Below are 19,364 nucleotides of genomic sequence, written 5' to 3'. Positions count from 1 at the left end.
AATGAAATTATCAGATACTCCAAATCTAGAACTTCTTGTGAAGAACAACGGTTCTGAAGAAGTGGTAGATGCTGCAAATATTACTAAGATTGAAAACTTAACACCAGCTGTTGCAACTGCTTCTGTTGTAAGTGGAGAACTTGTTGTAAATGCATACTCTACAGGTACTGCACAAGTAAAGTTAACAATTGGTGATTTTGTTACAACTGTAAGCTTCACTGTTAAAGCCGACTCTAAAGTTTCAAGTGCAACTCTTGATAAATCTAGCGTAGCATTTAATACAGCTACAAATCCTGGAGAAACTTCTGACGTGAATGTTAAGCTTGCCGATCAATACAATAAAGCTATCAACGCGACTGTTGCTACTACAGGTGCAACAACTGGCACAGTTTCAGTTGGTGGAAACGCAGTTGGAACAATGACTGTTAAATCTAGCAACACAAACGTAGCAACTGTAGCTCTAAATGATGTTACAACAGCTGCTTCTTCCCTTCCTGTTACTGTTACAGAAGTTGGAAAAGGAACTGCTACTATTACAGCTGAACTAAAAGACACAAAAGGTAATGTAGTGTTTACTAAAACTTTTACTGTAACTGGTAAAGATGCTGGTGCATTTGCAGGGTATTCAATTGAAACTGATGCTACTGCAATTGACTTAGACAAAGATACAGCTCCTGAAGAGAATGATGATGCAGTTAACTTCACAGTTTACGAAGTAGATGCTCAAGGAAACAAAATTCAGGCTGTTGACACAGACGATGTAACTCTAAGTATCCAAGGCTATGATAAAAATCCTGAAGTTGAAACTTACATTGACGTTGTAGGAGATTCTGTATCTGTACTGGGTAGCAATGCTACAGCTTACAAAACTTTTGCTGGTGCAGGAACACTTAACGTAGATGAATTAGTAAATGGTACAAAAATTGGTACTAAAGCTGTAACTTATACTAATACTGATGCAGTTGCTACTAAAGCGGTTGTTAATACAAATGATATTGTAATCGACAACGATAATGTAAGTGGAACTAATGCAGATCTAGTCCTGGATGAGTTATTCACTGGTTATTATGATGCGGCAACTAGCAAGTATACATTAGCTCCTAAGTTGACTATTCAAGATCAATCTGGAAAAGTGATTGATTGGAGTACTACAACTGCCGGAACTCTGGCTAATACAGATGCATTGGCAGCTAATGGTATTACTTATACAACTACAAATGCTTCTAATGTGACAATCGCTAATGGAGTGGCTACTTTAGCTGCAGGTAAGACTTCAGGTTCATTTACAGTAGTGGTATCTGATGTTGATACAACTCAAGTTGATGACTTACTTTCTGCACCAGTTGCATTCAAAGTAACAATTGTAGATTAATTAAAGATGGTGCCTGTCACCACTCGAAGTATGACGAACGGCTCCGTAGAGAGAAATCTCTGCGGGGCTTTTCTTTTTGTCTATAAACCGGATAAAAGAGAAAGATAAATAAATATTATATAAATGAAGTGATATGATGTCCTAATTCCCAAAGCGGAGTTAGGGTATTTTTAATTTTGGGAGGAGGCATACAAATTGAAGCTATATGAAATGAAGAAACAAAAGCAGCTGGAGTTGTTTGAGAAGGGATGCTTAAAGAATCAGTCAGCGAAACGGGTGAGCATCGTCAGCCTGAAACTTGTAAGGGAATCAAGTGTGCTTTACAAAGAAAGAAGAATCAAGTCTCCAACTGATGCCTACCAGTTGTTAAGAGATTTCCTGATCGACAGTGATCGGGAGCAGTTCATCGTGATTTGCCTGGATACAAAGAATCAGCCAACGGCCATCAATATATGCCATGTTGGAAGTTTGAACTCTAGCATAGTGCATCCCAGGGAAGTGATGAAGGCGGCCATTCTATCAAATGCTGCGTCCATCATTGTAGGTCATAATCATCCTTCTCAAGACCCAACACTAAGCAGGGAGGACGTGGAGGTGACGAATAGGCTAGTGGAGGAAGGGAAGATTGTGGGGATTGAAGTAATAGACCATTTGATCGTTTGCGAAGAAAGTTTTGTTTCACTCAAAGAAAAGGGGTATGTCTGAATGGAAAAGGAAGAACGGATAGAGTTAAATTGGTTCACTAAAATGATTGCTCCTCTGATTGGTTTGAAAGTTCAGGAGTCAGAGGTAAGCAGCGAGGGAGTCATTCTGTTTAAGGATGAAGTGATGGATTGCTTTGTTCCAGCCGTATTGTTGAATGAACTTCCTGAAAAACTTCTGTTTGAGACCATGATTTATGAACAGGAGGATGGGACGGAGTGGATCGGGGGCAGTGGTAATGGATTCGGAAACGAGAGAATGGTACCTGCAGGTCCTTCTAAAAGTCGGAGAAGCCGTAATAAGACAAAAAGTAGATGGGGGAATTAAAGATGGCAAAATATCATAAGATCGTAATCAATGGAGAAGTGCAATTCAGAGAAGTGGATGAATCGACAGGATTCTATGAAAATACCATCCTAACGGAAGACGAGCTAGTGGAGCAGCTTCTAGATGATGCCATCGAAGAAGTGATTGAAATAGATAAGGGACAAGTGGAAAGAATAATATCTTTCTTGTCGCAGCCTTTTCACCGAGAACAGGTGCAAACCTATATTGATTACCTGGAACTCTGGTTGAATCTTTGGAGTAGACTCACGACATTTCTATCGCTTAACTCACGAAAAAACTTAAAGGATATAGGAACATTCGGGAGGAGTTGATGCAGGGCATGGAATCGGCCTCAATTTGAAGCGGAAAACTCACGGCATAATTATAGTACTTGCGTGAGTCGGTTCTTCATCTTGAAAGGAGGTGAAGAAGAATGTGGGAGAAGGTAGTGGAAACGGTTATTGTCGCTGTGGCAACCGAAGTGGCATAGGAAGTCATCAAATAATCAAGATAAGTAATGAAAAAGAAAGGGGCTTGAATTTGAATATGTATCCATGTCTATGCCAACAGCCATGTTCGATTTGTACGATTAAGAAAATCATAAAATGGATTCATAATTAAGAGCCTTGAATGCTTAAATTCAGGGCTCTTTTTCGTTAGGGGAGAAACGGATGAAAGAGCTGCAATCGATGTTCGGGCAATGGCTAGAGGAAGAAGGAAGGGCGGTGAAGACGATTGAATCTTATGATGGGGATTTGAAAGGATTTCATGAATTTTTAAGAGAGAAAGCTAGCGATTCAGACGGACCGCTTTCAAGATTTTCGTTTGTCCGGTTTAAGCAATACCTAATTGAACTCCACCACAACCTTTTGTTTCACTCCTTCTTCCTGATACTTAATAAAAATTTATAGTTTTTGGGCAAAAAGGACCAGTATCATGGAATTATTAAAGTTAATTGTTGATATTAAAATTGGTAAATTCTATAATTAAATGGTAATAAAGAATCAAAAAGAAGAGAGAGAGGAAAATATGAATTTCTTAAAAACGATGTTCACCGTACTTGTACTTATTATGTTCTCAGCAGCACAAATTTTCATGCCTATAAAAGTATCTGCAGAAGTTTCAGATACGAATGAGGTAATTGAATTAACGGGGGAAAGTGGAATTACACACATTCCTACAGAAACTGGATTTACTACCTTTGTTGATCGAAACAAGCTCCCAGAATCAATCCGTTCATTCGTGAAAATTTCAGTGGGTTCTTCAAATGGTCAGATGATTGTAAATCGAGATAACATTGATGATTATATTGGCGGATTTTATGCCTATGATGATCGAGGTTATAATTCTGGACTTCCTAGTAAAGGAAAATATTACAATTTAACAATATTGTACTCAAAAGAAAACCAGCCATTAGCTTACTATACCTCTTCTGTTAACTATGAAGGAACTGACGAAGGAAATTCAGAAGAAGGTTTAGATTCGATTGTTCTTTCAGAAGAAAGTTTAACTGTTCTTCCGGGTAAAACGGTTAAAATTCATGTATACTCTATTGACAAAGATGGAACGGAAAAAGATATTACAAATAACAAAAATACGGTTTATCGAAGCAGTTCCACTACTGTTGCCTCAGTAAAACAGGGGAAGATTAAGGCAGGTTCTAAGGAAGGCAAAGCAGTGATTACAGTATCGTTTAAGGGAAAAAAAGTAACATTGCCTGTTTCGGTTTCAAAAGCAGGTGTGCAAAAGCTGACAGCTTCTGTTAAAGAATTAGATATTGAAACAGGGGAAACAGCATCAATCGATCTTTTTGCAACCCTTTCAAATAATACAAAAAAAGACGTAACGGCCAAGGCAGCTTGGACAACCGAAGATAGTGAAGTAGCTGAGGTTGATGGTGGGGAAATCGAAGGCGTTTCATCGGGTGAAACAACAATCACTGCTTTCTATCAAGGCTACGAAGTTATTATTAAAGTAAATGTAACAGATGCGGAAGAAGAGAATAAAGAAGTAGAGTCACTGCAAATCACAGATAAGAATGTGAAAATGCTTGTAAATGAAGAAAAGATATTAAAAGTATTTGCTACATATACGGACGGCTCCCGTGAAGACGTTAGCGATCAAGTCACAATGACCTCATCAAAAAGCAGTGTTGCAGAAATAGAAGATAGCATATTAACCGCGAACAGTATTGGAAAGTCAACAATCACAGCTTCCTATGAAGGGGAAGAAACGTCTATAAAAGTAGAAGTCATTAAAGATAAAAAGGTTAAATCATTAAAAGCTTCAGCAGCTAAGGTGACATTAAAAAGAGAAGCAGAAGAAGGAATAACGCTTACTGCTTATTATTACGACGGTACTAAACGCAATGTAACAACAATGGCTGATTGGAAGGTTACAAAGAGCGGCATTGTAACAGTAGAAGACGGGGTCATTAAAGCGGGTAAAAAGAAGGGGACAACCACCATTACCGCTAAATATAACGATCGGTCAGTTAACATACCTGTCACAGTAAATTGATGATAGGGAGCATACTAGAAGCAACTATTAATGCAAAGGCAATTTACCAGGTTAGCAGTGGCGGATTTTGATAATCAATAACAATTAAAATACGTCAATTTATAACATAATTATGTTTGAGGACTATTATCTATAATCTTTATTGGTTTAAATCTTCCTTAGTATGTTTCAAGGGCCCCCTGGATGAAAATCCAGGGTTTTTTTTAACTCTTATTTCAATTATAAATAAGCCGAATGAAAAAATAATAATTAATAAGCCTACGATTTCATCTACCTTCCTTTCCCTCCCCCTATTTATACAAATTAACAACTCTAAATAGCTGATTAGATTCAGTTAGTGTGTGTCAGTCTTTGCTCTCTCTTTCAATGCCAACCAAGGGTTTCATCATTTTCCTAAAGTGTAAAAAAGGTCAATAGTTCGTTTGAAATAAACCATTTATAAGGATTAGGTAAAAATAGCACTAAATAACCTCAGGTATATATATTGAATTGAGTCTTTTAGAACTATTATTTAGACTTATTCTTCCTTATAATGGGTTTTGTTTTCTTATTTTCTATAAATTAGGTTTTATAACCTATTTTTATGGGAACTTAATGGGAGAAGTTAGAGGATAATCTGGTCTTTTTAATTTTATAACGAGGTGAATGATATGGATTCAAGTCCTGTTAGGGATTTGGCAAAAAAATACGCCGATGCTTCTGAAAAGGTGATAGACTCAGAATTTGAGATAAAAAATACGGCTCTGAAGGATATTTCAAACTGGTCCGGAGAGTCAAGGGGAAAATTCGATGAGGAGTTTCAAGATGTGCTGAAAAAATACGGCTGGTTCGCACAGGAATTACAGGAAACAAGCGAGCAGCTATATAAGGCAGCTGCTTTAATTGACCAAACGAATGATCAAATAGCAGCAGAAGCGCGTGCTAAAGAATTGGCATCATTAAATCTTTCATGCAAGAAACCCACTACTGCTTAACGGGAGATGAAATTCTTAAATGGCTGAAAAAATATCAATTGAACCTGACAAGCTGGAAAGTCTGGCGAATTCTGTAGTGAAGGAGCTTGCACTGATTGAGGATATAAATACAGATCTGAAAAATGCCCTTTCTAGGATGATTTTAAATGTAGATTCAAAGTTTGCGCATTGTTTCTCTGTTGTCGATACATATGGTGATGCCGGCGACAAACTAATCGACAAAATGGATGATGTGGACAAGGATCTTCGCAAGGTATCTGAAAAAATGGCAGAAGCCGATAATACCCTGCAATTTTTATATGGTTTATATGACAAGTATGGAACGGTTACAGGAATGGGAGTTGTAGCTGCCAACCAAATGAAGTACTTGCTGACAGGATTGACGGATTATACATTAGGAGCAAATGGTTTGTGGTCCTTTAAACATTACGGACCGTTTGCGTCACTTGCAGCGAAAATTGATGCATCTGAGTATAGGAATGTAGCAAGAGGCTTCTTAGGCTTAAAGTATTTAAAAAAGAAATTTGCGAGTAACTCTTTCGCAGATTTGGTGCACATGAAATTTGCAAAGTATCTGCCGCAGGATGTCGTAAATTATACGAATTCTTTTCAAGGGTTTATTAAAGGGGCAGTAAATGAAGCGGGGGAAAAGTTTACCTTTGGACAGGTAATGAAAACAGGCTGGAAATTTGCTAAAACTTCTGCCCCAATGACAGCATTAATTACTGCTGGAACAGAACTGACCGGAATGGGTCTGGACATTGCCGGGAACTACGAAAAATACGGAAATAACACTGAGGTATTAAAACGAGAAAATGCAAAAGCGGTTGGACGAGCCGTATACAAGACGGGAGTTGTGACTGGATTTTCTGTTGCCGGGGCTGCTCTTGGGGGCGCTGCAGGTACTTTTCTGGGTCCAGGCGGAACAATTGTTGTAGGGGCTCTTGGGGCAACTGCCGGAGGGATAGTAGGGGAAGTTGTAGCCGAAAGTACTCAGTTTATTGCTGAAGATGTCGCATTAGTCTTTAAAGATCAGATCCATTCGGGTGTTGAGCATTTTAGAGGTACTATGGAGAAAGTAGGGAAAGTTGCAGGTAAAGTAGACGACGCAATTGAAAAAGGTAACGACATGATTAAAGAGGGGAAGAAGGCAGTTGACAAGGGGTTAAAGAAGGTTTCGGATACAGCATCCTCCCTCGTTAAAGATGCCGGTCATTTCTTTAGTAAACCATTATTCGGATAGGAGTTGGAAAGAGTGAAGACCATTAAACTGAGTATAGATGAACTCTTGTTTTGTTTATACAGTGAAGGGGATTTCGAGCAAGGCCTAAATTTTAAAAACATCTATTTTCCAAATATTGAAGACGAAGATTTTGATTTAATGCTGAAGGTAGCCTGCCGCTCATTGCTGGCTAAAGACCTATTGAATTACAGCGGGAACAAATATACAGTAAAGAAGGAATACTCTTCCTATATTAAGACCGTAAGTCATGCCAAATACTCTTTGAGGGCATCTAAAGTAACAGAAACAGAGGATATCGGGGTTTCCTATAATTTCGGCAATGAATCTATTCATTCCCACCAAATGATACATGATCAGCTCGTGAATAAACTCACTTTATTTGAATCAGAAGAAGAAATGCTTAGAGATGTGGAGCATTTTATGGATATTAATAGTTCAGTTGAAATGGACTATTTCAGATTGCTAGGAAATAAAGATGAATTTGAAAAGCTGCTTAAAATAGCAAGCAATGAAACCATTGATAAATTTGAAATAGATCAAACAGATGATTTATTTAATGAATTTATACAGGATCTAAAAACAAAAAAAGGAAAATTGGACAGCTTGGCTTTTTTTGAATACTCGGCCGGCAACGTACCCAACCTTTTTGATTTGATTTTTGTTTTAAAAGGGGCAAATATGCATTGGTTTATCGATGGAATGATTGAGAATCAATTTCAGCTAAGAAGCTATAATTCAGAGCTGCTCCATTCTAAAGTTTTTAGAACGAACACAACGCTGTCTATTTAATGGTCATAGGAGGACATCTTGAATACAACACTTCCACAAAATCGCCCAATAAAAATAAAAATGAATCCGTTCTTCTTTGTATGGCTGCTTTTGGTTACAGTCGGAGGCATTGCATTGAGTATTTTTTTAATTGGATATGGTTTTCAGTTTAAGTCGTCTTATTCTCTAATATCAATATTTGTAGGTATAGTAACTCTGCCATTTTCAATGCTGACAACCATTCTATGGCTACCTTCGTTTTTTAAAAGAGGAACCACCTTATACAAGATATTCGAAGGGGAAAATGGATATATCACAGACGGAAAAAGAGAAGTCGCTTTCAAAGATATACAGGATATCCGATTGAATTTATACAGGCCTAGCCTTCAAGGACTTTTTTATCAGGAATTAATTGTCACCACTTTTGACAACCGGGTAATCAGGTTTCACACCTTTAATACATTAAAACCCCTTGATGTAAAGCAGCATATAGAGAAATACGTCATTCCCCATATGCATCCGCATGCCCAGGAGGTCTGGTCCCGGAAATTTACAAATGGCAGGATCCAGCCTTAATACATAGTATCGTGAGAGGTGAACCCCCCTGCAGGATTATAAGAGTTCTAACTATAAAAAGAAAAAGCCTGAGGAAAAGAGAGAAGGATGTATCAGCGAACTTCAAAACGGCTGCTTGGACAGCTGCGCCTGCACGAATGGCTGTTTTACATTAGCCATGATTCCCATCCAGTTCATTGTCCTGGGTTATTATTTGCTGGAGATGATTTAGCCGGTACCAGACACCTTATTAGAAGTACATAAAAAAGCCCCGCAGAGAAAACTCTGTGGGGCTTTTCTTGTGCTCCTAAATTTAATCTTTATTTATATTAATTCATAGTACTGCTTCCTCTCTATTTAAAAAGGAATAAACCACAAAAATATACTTTTTATTATATAAATGAAAATATTTTACTTTTTTAAGGACTTTTTGACTATATCTGTGATAGTATTGTCGTGGTTATATTTTCATATAATTCCATAATTTATAGGAGATGAGATTTTTTGGGTAAGAAAAAACGTTTCGGAAAATCAAGTGCTTTTGTTATGTCATCAGCTTTCGTGGCTTCTGCTGCAGTTGTATCACCAGCCCCAGCTTCAGCATCATCTGTAACTGTAAATGAACTGGTTAAAAATGCCCAGTTAACTGTCAGTCAACTAAAACCTTTTTACGGATCTGGAAATACACAGCTCGTTTTAAGTGTTGAAGTGTCAAAGCTGTATAGTAAAGCATCGAGTCAAATCGATTTAGCTAAGAAAGCCCTATATGGGTATAAAGGAAAAGACAAATCCCGCTTACAGCAGCAGCTAGAGAATGCAGTAAATGAGCATGTAAAAGCTGCACGGTTAATCGATGCGATTAATGCAGGGGTGAAATTAGAAAAGCAAACAAATGCTTTAATGCAATACATAAATGCTGACGAGATGAATATGGAAATGGTCAAGGTGTATGACCAGCTATCAGAGCAAATGAAAAAGACTGAAAAAGCGTCTAGTAAGATATATGGAGAAAATAAACGTTTATTAGCTGAAAAAAAATATGTGCTTCCTGCTAAAATTGCAAAAGAATCAGTAAAATACGAGGTTTCTAAATTTAATCTTCTGGAAAAAGCAAAGTTATGGATTTCAAAAGGTAAAGTGAAAGAAGCGGAAGAATTGACACAAATGCTTTCGAGATTAGAGGAAAGAGCGGTTGAAATAAAGCAAACGGGGAATAAAATTCATCCCGGAAAATATCCGGCGCTAACGGGAATGAATACTGCGTTAAAAAATACTAAGGATACTGTGTTAAGTCAATTTGTTCTCAAAATATCTGCTGCTTCAAAAGATCCCCTCAAACCGACTGTTTATGGAAATGAAATCAAGAAGGTTATCAACCGCAATGTAATTTTAATAGCTGGAGAAAGTTCATTCATTAAATTAAAAAACCTTGAAATAAACGGTGATCTAATTATTCAGGGAGCAAACGATATAGGCGGGAATGTTGAACTGTCTAATATAAAAGTAAATGGAACGATAAAAATACACGATGCAGAAAAAGCTGCATTAAATAAGGTTGATGCGGCCCAATTAACTGTTTTAGACCAACGAATCATGAAACGAGCGATGTTACAAACACTTCAATCCGTTTCAGCCATAAAAGATGAGGGACCCCAATTATCAATTGATTCAGAATCATCTTTAACGAATGTAGAAATCGCAAAAAAAGCAGAATTGTTCGCAGCACCAGGTGCTCATGTAGATTCTGTGCTTGTTAAACCTGCTAAAGAAGGAGAACGAATCAGCTTTAAGGGTGATTTTTCAAATTCAAAAGTCACCTTAGAAGGAGAAAATCCCGAAGTTTCCCTTTCGTCTTCAGCAAAAATAAGAGAATTTCAGGTGAAGACTCAAGCGACGATCACTGCAGAGACAGGTGCAGTCCTTGAAAAAGTTGAAGTCAATTCAACAAAAGCAGGAGATGTTCTAACGCTTGCAGGCGATCTTTCCAAATCAAAAATAACTGTATCTGGCTCAGGAAATGGTTTGAAAATAGAAGAAAATGCAAAAGTAAGGGAAATCGAGGTAAAAGCGGAAGCAACAGTTGAGGCAGGAAAGGGATCTGAAGTTGCTGCTGTCTCAGTAGCCTCTCAAAGCAAAGATTCAAAGATAACCCTTAAAGGTGATTTCTCGAAAACCAGTGTAGACATCCAAAACTCAAATGCAAAGCTTGTTATTCCTGAAAACACCGTGGTGAAAGAAGTGAAAAAAGATCCTTCCGTCACAGGTACAGTACAAATTGAGAACAAAGGAAACGTTGAGACTGCAACTGGTATTGTGATACCCGGAACACCTTCAGGCAGTGCGGCACCAGCAGGAGGAGGCGTCTCACCAGGACCTGTTGCGATAGATTTTTCGGTCACTGATGTCACCGTATCAGATTCAACAGCGGTTACTTTTGTTTCCAGTAAAGTCCCTGCATCAGTTGAATGGAATGGAATGAAAGTGGCAGCCGCATCAGTAGAAGGTGAAAGAAATAAGTATTCCATTCAAGTACCAGCCATTAAAAATATCGAAAATATTCTAGTGGTTAAAGATGATAAAGATACTAGTAAAACAATAAACTACAAAATTCAAACTGGTTCATATGGAAATTTGAAAGTTTTAAATGAACACAGTAATGTAGTGAAGACCGTAAGTGAAGCAGCTGATCATGATACGTTTTTAATGGAATCAGGAACGTATGAACTGTCTAAACAGCTCTTAGTTTCCAAAGCAATTGCGATTATTGGAAACGGCGATGTGGTGATCAGTCCTAAGGATGATTTTGCATTCACTGAGTCCTATGAAAAGAATTTAGTGTCCATCAATAATGTTGCAGGGGAAATGAATCTGGAGAATGTAACCATTCTTAATTCAATAGGAAGCGGAATTAATGTTTTTGAATCCCAAAATGTAAAGCTGAAGGATGTCCGTTCCATCGGAAATGCATCCGCTGGATTAATCATCAATAGCTCCAGAGTAGAGGCAGAAAAGCTTAAGACTGATGGGAACAAATGGTACGGGGTAAACGTGGATAAAGGATCGAATCCAAGCAGTCCGGAACTGGCTGCAAGTTTTAAATTGGTAAATGGAACCCTGCTGGAACCGACTCAAATTTTCTCTAACAAGGGAGAAGTAACAGCTCCAGGATATAAAAAATATAAAGTTGCTGATACATCTGCGGCTCTATGGACAAACCGAGAACAGGTGCTCACTAAAGGAGCTGTAATTGAAGGGGGAGAAACTTTTTATCCGACTGTTGAAGCAGCAGTGAAAGCAGCTGACGCGGGGGCAGTCATTCATGTTAGCGGGGGGACGTATGAACTGTCCAAACAGCTGCTTATTATGAAACCAATTACCATAAAAGGAGAAGGGAATGTAGCTATCAGCCCTAAAAGCGATTTTACTGCTACGGAATCCTATGAAAACAATTTAATCTCCATTAACGGGGTTGCAGGGCAAGTAAAGCTAGAGAACCTAACCATCCGAAATGCAAAAGCCAGCGGGATTAATGTATTTGAGTCTCAAAACGTAAAGCTTAAAAACGTACATTCAAGCCATAACGGAGCAGCAGGGCTTATTGTCAACAGCTCGATCGTAGAGGCGGATGAGTTTTACACGATTGATAACAAATGGTATGGGGTGAACGTGGATAAAGGATCCAATCCAAGCAGCTCCACACTGGTAACCTCTTTCAAATTCCTTAAAGGGTCCATATCAGAGGAAACCCAAATTATTTCTGATAAAGGGAATGTATCCGTTACTGCGGAAGGATTTGAAGAATATAAGATAGGTGGCACTTCTAAGGTGTTCTGGACGAGCTACGGTCAGCCTCGTACAAAAGGGGCAATAATAAACAATACGGTGTATCCAACTCTTGAAACAGCGGTACAAGCAGCAGACGAGGATGCAGTCATCCATGTTAACGAAGGAACGTATGAGCTGCCTAAACAGCTTCTTATTTCTAAGCCGGTAACCATTATTGGAAACGGTGAAGTAGTTCTAAAACCTAAAGCTGATTATAAAGCCTCTGCAGGGTATGAAAACAACCTGGTCTCCATCAATGGAGTTGCTGGTGCAGTCAAACTGGAGAACCTAACCATTCAGGATGCGCTGGGAAGCGGGATTAACGTGTATGAATCCAATAACGTAAAGCTGAAAAATGTCCGCTCTCTAAACAACAATGAAGCAGGGATGATTGTTAACAGCTCTGTGGTAGAAGCAGAAGATTTACGCACAAATGGTAACAAATGGTATGGAGTGAACGTGGATAAAGGATCCAATCCAAGCAATCCAAACCTTGTCACTAGTTTTACATTGACTAGCGGAGCTTTGTTGGAGCCAACGAAAATCTTTTCCGATAATGGAGATGTGACAGTCTCTGCAGAAGGATTTGAAAAATATTCAGTTGCAGGTACTTCTAAGTTATTCTGGACGAATCAAGGTCAGCCACTTGCAAAGGGGGCAGTCATTAAAGGAGAAAAAACGCTGTACCCAACCCTTGAAGCGGCTGTGCAGGCAGCTAAAGAAGGCGCAACTATTTGGGTTAATGAGGGAGAATACGAACTATCTAAGCAATTGGTCATTACTAAACCGGTAACCATTATTGGAAACGGACAGGTCGTTCTAAAGCCTAAAGGCAATTATACGCCTTCAGCACCTTATGAAAAAAATCTAGTATCTGTTACTGGAGTCGCTGGTAAAGTAGAGCTTCAAAATTTGACGATTAAAAATGCACAAGGCAGCGGACTCAATATATTCGAATCCCAGGACGTAACGCTGAAAAAAGTAAACTCTATCGGAAATACGGCCGCAGGATTAATCGTCAACAGCTCTGTAGTAGAGGCAAGTGACTTTACAACAAGCGGAAACGGTTGGTATGGAGTGAATGTGGATAAGGGATCAAATCCAAGCAGTTCAGCACCTGCTGCTAAATTCACACTCCATTCCGGATCTCTATCAGAGCCTGCTCAAATCGTCTCTGATAAAGGCGGGGTAGAGGTTATCGCGGACTTAGAACTCTATAGGGTGGCCGGATCTTCAAAATTGATTTGGACAAACCAGGGGCAGCCACTTGCAAAAGGAGCAGTGATTCAAGGAGAAAGAACGCTGTATCCAACTCTTGAAGAGGCTGTACAAGCATCGAAAGAAGGTGCAATTATTTACGTCAATGAGGGAGAATACGAATTATCTAAGCAATTGGCTATTACTAAACCGGTAACGATAATTGGAAAAGGGCGGGTTGTTTTTAAGCCTAAAGCTGGTTATACGTACTCTGCTGGGTATGAAAAGAATTTACTATCCATTAATGGAGTGGCTGGTGCAGTAAAGCTTGAAAATCTAATCATCCAAAATGCGCCGGGCAGCGGATTGAATGTCTATGAATCTCAAAACGTAAGTCTTGTGGAAGTACAAGCTAATGACAATGCAGCAGCAGGATTGATCATCAACAGTTCCGTTGTGGAAGCAGATGGTTTCTATACGAAAGGGAACAGCTGGTACGGGGTTAATATAGACAAAGGATCAAATCCAAGCAATGCCTCACTAACTCCTAGTTTCAATTTTAAAAGAGGCACCTTATCAGAGGATATTCAAATATTTTCTGATTATGGTGATGTATCCGTAGGAGCGCCAGGATACAAGAAAATCAATTTAGAAGGCAGTTCAAAGGTTGTGTGGTCAAACAAACAGCAGCCATTAGAAAATGGAAATGCATCCTCACCGAGCCAGCCTGCAGATAATACTAAAGCTCCATCTGCAGAGCTTGCATCTAATCGTTTAGTGACTGCATCTCTTGATATGGATAAAGATTTCAAGCTGGAGGATGGAGTCGTTAAATTTAACTAAAAGATATAGTACGATTTATAAATATTAAAGGCTCTGCAGAGGTGTAATCTCTGCAGAGCCTTTTTTGAATTTATAGCCATGTATGTTTATGAGTATAGAGGTTATCATACTTTGCCATTCCTCTGTTTAATTTCAAGACCTTCTATTTAAACAGGTTCAACATACGATTTCCACCGGTTATAGGAATCAAGAAAATAGTTGCTTCCTGTAAGTCGGTACATAACATACATCTGAGAGATATGAATTCTGTGGTATTCACCTACAACATGCGGTTCCTGTTTCAGCGTCAAGTGACTGAGATCATATGCTGTATATCCCCCTATATCATATTTTGAGAGAATTTTCTTTACAGAGTCCTGGCCCTTCTGGAAGAGAGCCTTTGCCTTTTCTCCGCCATATAAAGTCATCTCAGGGTTATAGCCCCAATCATAAAGACCAAGCAGAGTGTAAATATATCCGTTCAGGGTGTAATTATTTCTAGGCGCGGTTATGTATTCTTCAAACCAGATTTGGTCTTTCCATTTAGTGCTAATGTGTGAGAGGTCTGTCATCGGTCCTCCCTTGGAGACTGGCGTCGTTAAAAAAGTTAATGAAGCATTCCCCGCAAGTTTATACTTTATATCCTTTGTCACGTCAAATGCTCTGGAAAAAACACTTAAGGCTTGCCCCTGGGCCATGCCGGAAACCCATCCTATTGGATAGCGGGTTTTGAGATGAGGAATTCGATGGGAAAAGGAATACCGGAAGGATCCGTCTTTTGATTGCATTTTTATTAAAGCATCCGTGAGTTTAATAAAAGCTTCCCGGTCTTCAGAGCTTTTAGTAGTGAGATATTTTCCGTGATAGTATAAAGCGCCTTGAGCGGTAGTAACCGGATTGTATTCTGTTTTGGCACCGTACTTAACCATGGGAATACCGTTCTCATCCCAAATGAATTTTTCAGGTTTGAACTCTTTTGCAGTAGAGAAATTTAAATAATCATTATTAACTTTGTAATCTTGCATGAAAGGTTCGTATTGAAATTTATTTTCTATATACTCCTTAACATATGGGCTGCTGCTTAAAGCATAGATTTTGTGAGGCATAGCGAAACATAATAATAAAACCAGGATCAGTATCTTCTTCATTGGTTGTTTTTTCTCCTTTTTATGAAACATCTACTAGCAAATAATATTTATGGTTATAAAGACTTAGGTCTTTTTAATTATAAAAGTTTCACCCCGGTTCGTCATTTGTTTTTTCTAAAGTTTTTTTACAAACGAAATACATAATTTACATTTTTAACATAGATATGACTTCTGTAATACGATAGACTCAAAGATAAGTAAGCTTTTATAATCATTCACTGGAACTTTGTTGGCTTACATACGAGTAAACTCAAGGAGGAACTATAGACATGCCGAAAAGTAAATTTGTGAAAGCTGGCCTTGCTGCCCTGGCTGTTTCCACTGTTGCAGCGGTTAACCCTGCGCAGGCTGCATCCAGCTCGAAAGCGGAGCAGGCCGTTAAAAACGCCGAGTTCTATTCCAATTCTCTCTCCGCGCTATATAAGGTGGATGAAGCAGGAGATTTGCTATTATCTCCTAGTTTTCTAACGAGATATAACAACGCCAAAAATACCATTGCTGATGCCAAAAAAGAAGTTGCTAAAATTAGCAGTCCACGCATTAAAAGGCTGATGAATGATCGTCTTGAGTTTTCTGAAATTCAGCGCCTGCGTACGGCATACCTCATCGATGCGGTTAAATACGGTGAAAAACTGGATTCGGCAAGGAACAAAATTAAAGCAGATTTTCTTGTTATGTCTCCTTCAGAGTTAAGAAAAGCCTATGATCAGCTTAGAAAACAAACGATGCAGCTTGAAAAACTGGTTTCAAAAGTTTATGGAAGTACATCCAGAAACGTTGTAAACACTCGTTTCGTCTTGCCTGCTAAATTGACGACGGAGTCCTTCTCTTCTGAAATGACCCGCTATGATTACCACCAAAAAGCCAAAGCCGCTCTTGCAGGGAAAGATCAAACACAGGCAGATGCGATGTTTGCCATTATCACGATGCTAGAAGGAAAAGGGAAAGACCTTCGGACAGCTCTTACTAACCTTCATCCTGACAATCAGCTGCTTAAGGATCTGTATTCTTTAGTAGACGCATCACTTGAGCCGGCGTTAATGAAAGAAAAAGAGTCGTTGAAAATCCAATATCGGACTCAATTCCCATCAAACTTTGAGCTGTCTGTTCTGCACACGAACGACACTCATGCAAATTTAGACCGCGCTCCCAGAATGGCTACAGCTATCAAAGAAACAAGAGCTCAAAAGGAGAACGCCCTTCTTCTCAGCGCTGGGGACGTCTTCTCTGGCACTCTGTATTTTAACGAATACAAAGGGCAGGCAGATCTTGAGCTGATGAATCTCCTTAACTATGATGCCATGACATTTGGGAACCATGAGTTTGATCTTGGAACCGCCACACTCGCTGATTTCGTTAAAAAAGCAAAATTCCCATTTGTCAGCGCGAATGTAGATTTTTCAAAGGATGCCAATATGAAAGCTTATACAAGCTCTGACGTAACGGCTGATCCGAAAGATGGCCACTCCTACAGTGCCATCGTGAAAAACATGGACGGAGAAAGAGTGGGTATTTTTGGTCTTACCACCGCAGAAACGGAAACCATTTCAAGCCCTGGTAAGGACGTTGCCTTTGAAAACTACATCGCGGAAGCAAAAGAAGCGGTTAAACAGCTCCAGGCTCAAGGGATTAACAAGATCGTTGCCCTCACTCACATCGGTTACCAGGATGGCGGCGGGGATAATGATGTGACGCTTGCTAAAGAAGTCGAAGGCATTGACATTATTGTCGGCGGGCACTCCCATACGGTACTGAGTGCACCGGTTCTGGATAACACGGGAGCTGAACCTACCGTCATCGTTCAAACGGGAGAGCTCAGCAAAAACCTTGGTGTTCTGGATGTTGAATTTGATCCAGCCGGAAAAATAATCAAGCAAGCAGGCAAACTGATCGATATTGACCAAAAATCCGGGGATCAGTATGTTATTAAAGAAGATCAGGAAGCAGCATCAATCCTTGATTCAAAATACAGACCTGGCATTAATAAAATTAAAAACGAAGTGGTCGCTAAAACAGACACAGTCCTGAATGGTGTCCGTGCGGATGTCCGCACAAAAGAAACAAATTTGGGAAATCTGATTGCGGATGGGATGCTTGCAAGAGCGAAAACGATCAATCCTAAAACGGTGATCGCAGTTCAAAACGGAGGAGGAATCCGTGAGTCAATCGATGCGGGGGATGTAACAATGGGTGAAATCCTGACGGTTATGCCTTTCGGAAATTCCCTTGCCATCATGAACCTTAAGGGTGAAGAAATCAAGGCTGCTCTTGAACACAGTGTGGAGCTGGCACCGAAAGAAGCAGGGGCATTCCTTCATGTGGCGGGAATGAAGTTCACGTATGACAGCTCTAAACCGGCTGGACAGCGGGTGGTAAAAGCAGAAGTGAAAGAAGATGGAACGAACTACACGGCTTTGGATCCGGCAAAAATGTATGCTGTGGCAACGAATGCATTTACAGCAGCAGGCGGAGACAGCTACTCCATGTTTAAAAAGGCATACGACGAAGGCCGTGTCAGCGAGCCAGGCTTCACGGACTGGGAAACGTTCAGCCAGTACTTAAAAGCAAATCCTGGCATTAAGCCAGCGGTTGAAGGGCGTATAATAGACCTAAGTGCAGTTCAATAAAATAAGGCTTATCGGGGGACTGACAAGTGATTGTCAGTCTCTTTTTTAAAAAAAATGGGTGCAAGACTCCTTATTTGGTAAATGAATCAAAAAATTAAATAGATAATTTGTTTATCTAGTAGTATAATAGTCACTGTTGAAAAAATAGCCAATTATACCAGTATAAAGGCAAACCCGCTGAAAAGCGGGGACGCAAAGCCGTGAGTCTAAGGCATATTATGCTAGGATCGTCAGGCCGCCGTAGGTAAGCAACAATGACACCATGGCTATTTGACATGGTGTGTTTTATTCTTATGCGGCTCAGGTAAGGTGAATAATGGAGGTTGCATATTGTGAACAGTGAAAAAGAACAGCAGGAACCATACAAAAATACGAAGAAGTATAGAAGTCATTTGATTCGGAGTGAAATTGAGTCCCTTATCGCAGGGAATCATATATATAGAAGCAGAAAAACTGAAAGTGCTGTAACATTGTTTATTCAATACTGTGTTAACCATACCGGTATGAATCATCTTTCGGAAATCAGCAGTCAAACCATGCGAGATTACATACAGCACCATATTGCGCGTTCGGACAAATCGAGAGAGTATGATTCTTTTAAGAGACTAAAAGACGATGTTATGATGCTTGAGCAGCTGATTTTAGAGAATAGGGGGTTTGAGCAAAAAGTGAATTTTTCACTTCTAAATATAGGGTTATGGTCTTCTCAGGATATGAGAGCGCATTATAATAAAGAAGCTTTTAAAAGCAAAAGAAATTTTTTCCTTCAATAATGTAAAAAAAGAAAAATTATTTAACATTTGAGGAAAAAATTATGATACAATTAGGGCGAAAGTATCGAATGTTTGATTGGTAAGCCGCATACATAGACGAAGAGAAAACAGATGATATAAACAGCCTACGTCTTTTGCATTTAGATCCTTTCAATAATACTGTTTCCCCTTTCAAATTTTCATAAAGCGGGAGCCCCTCATGCTGTTCTTGACATCAGTGTGAGGGGTTTTTTTATGGATAATCACCAAATATGTTTATATGTGACAAATTTTATCATTCTTATGTCACGATTATAAAACAGGTATATGTTTTCATGCATCTTCTAAAATTTACAAGGTGAAATCTGACTTAAATGCTAAAGATGTTCAACTAGAATTTCTTATTTTTTACAAAAAATTTATAAATAAAAACGTATATCTTTACAAGCCTTTGATACATTTTATGTTATACATTCCCCTGAAGAATTTCCCTTATTTCTAAGACATAATTCCTAATGTTTGGTAGAATATA

Annotated in this window: 14 protein-coding genes and 1 riboswitch; of the genes, 13 read left to right on the top strand and 1 reads right to left on the bottom strand. The window is 39.1% G+C overall.

All coding sequences use genetic code 11. From position 1 onward, the window contains the following. The first annotated feature begins 1 nt into the window (after nucleotide 1). The 11 genes from CEF21_RS20700 (at nucleotide 2) to CEF21_RS20650 (ending at nucleotide 14,326) form a co-directional block, all read left to right on the top strand. Entirely contained in the window at nucleotides 2-1,372 is a 1,371-nt protein-coding gene (locus CEF21_RS20700; RefSeq protein ID WP_123919686.1) for a hypothetical protein, read from the top strand. Nucleotides 1,373-1,582: 210 nt separating this feature from the next. Beyond that, nucleotides 1,583-2,077 carry a JAB domain-containing protein gene (locus CEF21_RS20695; RefSeq protein ID WP_123920475.1) on the top strand — a complete coding sequence of 165 codons (495 nt, stop codon included), beginning with the start codon at nucleotides 1,583-1,585 and terminating at the stop codon, nucleotides 2,075-2,077. Beyond that, entirely contained in the window at nucleotides 2,078-2,401 is a 324-nt protein-coding gene (locus CEF21_RS20690; protein ID WP_123919684.1) for a hypothetical protein, read from the top strand. It begins immediately after the preceding gene. A gap of 2 nt (nucleotides 2,402-2,403) precedes the next feature. Then, nucleotides 2,404-2,733, top strand: a complete 330-nt coding sequence (locus tag CEF21_RS20685) for a hypothetical protein (protein ID WP_123919682.1) — start codon at nucleotides 2,404-2,406, stop codon at nucleotides 2,731-2,733. Between the two features lie 339 nt (nucleotides 2,734-3,072). Beyond that, nucleotides 3,073-3,312 (top strand): site-specific integrase, encoded by a 240-nt coding sequence (locus CEF21_RS20680; RefSeq protein WP_123919680.1) that lies wholly within the window; start codon nucleotides 3,073-3,075, stop codon nucleotides 3,310-3,312. A gap of 118 nt (nucleotides 3,313-3,430) precedes the next feature. Beyond that, complete coding sequence (locus CEF21_RS20675; RefSeq protein WP_123919678.1) at nucleotides 3,431-4,921, top strand: hypothetical protein; 1,491 nt, start codon at nucleotides 3,431-3,433, stop codon at nucleotides 4,919-4,921. Between the two features lie 650 nt (nucleotides 4,922-5,571). Continuing rightward, nucleotides 5,572-5,895 carry a WXG100 family type VII secretion target gene (locus CEF21_RS20670; protein ID WP_123919676.1) on the top strand — a complete coding sequence of 108 codons (324 nt, stop codon included), beginning with the start codon at nucleotides 5,572-5,574 and terminating at the stop codon, nucleotides 5,893-5,895. Between the two features lie 19 nt (nucleotides 5,896-5,914). Next, nucleotides 5,915-7,138, top strand: a complete 1,224-nt coding sequence (locus CEF21_RS20665; protein WP_123919674.1) for a hypothetical protein — start codon at nucleotides 5,915-5,917, stop codon at nucleotides 7,136-7,138. A 12-nt stretch (nucleotides 7,139-7,150) separates the two neighbouring features. Beyond that, nucleotides 7,151-7,927, top strand: coding sequence for a hypothetical protein (locus CEF21_RS20660; protein WP_123919672.1), 777 nt, complete (start codon nucleotides 7,151-7,153; stop codon nucleotides 7,925-7,927). Between the two features lie 18 nt (nucleotides 7,928-7,945). After that, nucleotides 7,946-8,482 (top strand): DUF5381 family protein, encoded by a 537-nt coding sequence (locus CEF21_RS20655; RefSeq protein ID WP_123919670.1) that lies wholly within the window; start codon nucleotides 7,946-7,948, stop codon nucleotides 8,480-8,482. 483 nt (nucleotides 8,483-8,965) lie between these two features. Further along, nucleotides 8,966-14,326, top strand: coding sequence for a hypothetical protein (locus CEF21_RS20650; protein ID WP_123919668.1), 5,361 nt, complete (start codon nucleotides 8,966-8,968; stop codon nucleotides 14,324-14,326). Between the two features lie 146 nt (nucleotides 14,327-14,472). On the opposite strand, the gene CEF21_RS20645 is transcribed toward CEF21_RS20650, so the two are convergent. Further along, nucleotides 14,473-15,453, bottom strand: a complete 981-nt coding sequence (locus tag CEF21_RS20645; protein WP_164462267.1) for a D-glucuronyl C5-epimerase family protein — start codon at nucleotides 15,451-15,453, stop codon at nucleotides 14,473-14,475. Nucleotides 15,454-15,722: 269 nt separating this feature from the next. Here CEF21_RS20645 and CEF21_RS20640 point away from each other — a divergent pair, with 269 nt between their 5' ends. Both CEF21_RS20640 and CEF21_RS20635 read left to right on the top strand, forming a co-directional pair. Then, the gene (locus tag CEF21_RS20640) at nucleotides 15,723-18,080 is read left to right on the top strand and encodes a 5'-nucleotidase C-terminal domain-containing protein (RefSeq protein WP_123919664.1); all 2,358 of its coding nucleotides are present in this window, start codon (nucleotides 15,723-15,725) and stop codon (nucleotides 18,078-18,080) included. A 157-nt stretch (nucleotides 18,081-18,237) separates the two neighbouring features. Continuing rightward, nucleotides 18,238-18,323, top strand: a riboswitch (cyclic di-GMP riboswitch). Between the two features lie 89 nt (nucleotides 18,324-18,412). After that, entirely contained in the window at nucleotides 18,413-18,853 is a 441-nt protein-coding gene (locus tag CEF21_RS20635; protein ID WP_123919662.1) for a hypothetical protein, read from the top strand. The last annotated feature ends 511 nt before the right edge of the window (nucleotides 18,854-19,364 follow it).

Origin of the sequence: Bacillus sp. FJAT-42376, from assembly GCF_003816055.1 — a bacterium.
Classification (GTDB): Bacteria; Bacillota; Bacilli; order Bacillales; family Bacillaceae; genus Metabacillus_B.
Note: the sequence above shows the minus strand (reverse complement) of the source record. Positions and strands in the feature narration are given on the sequence as shown.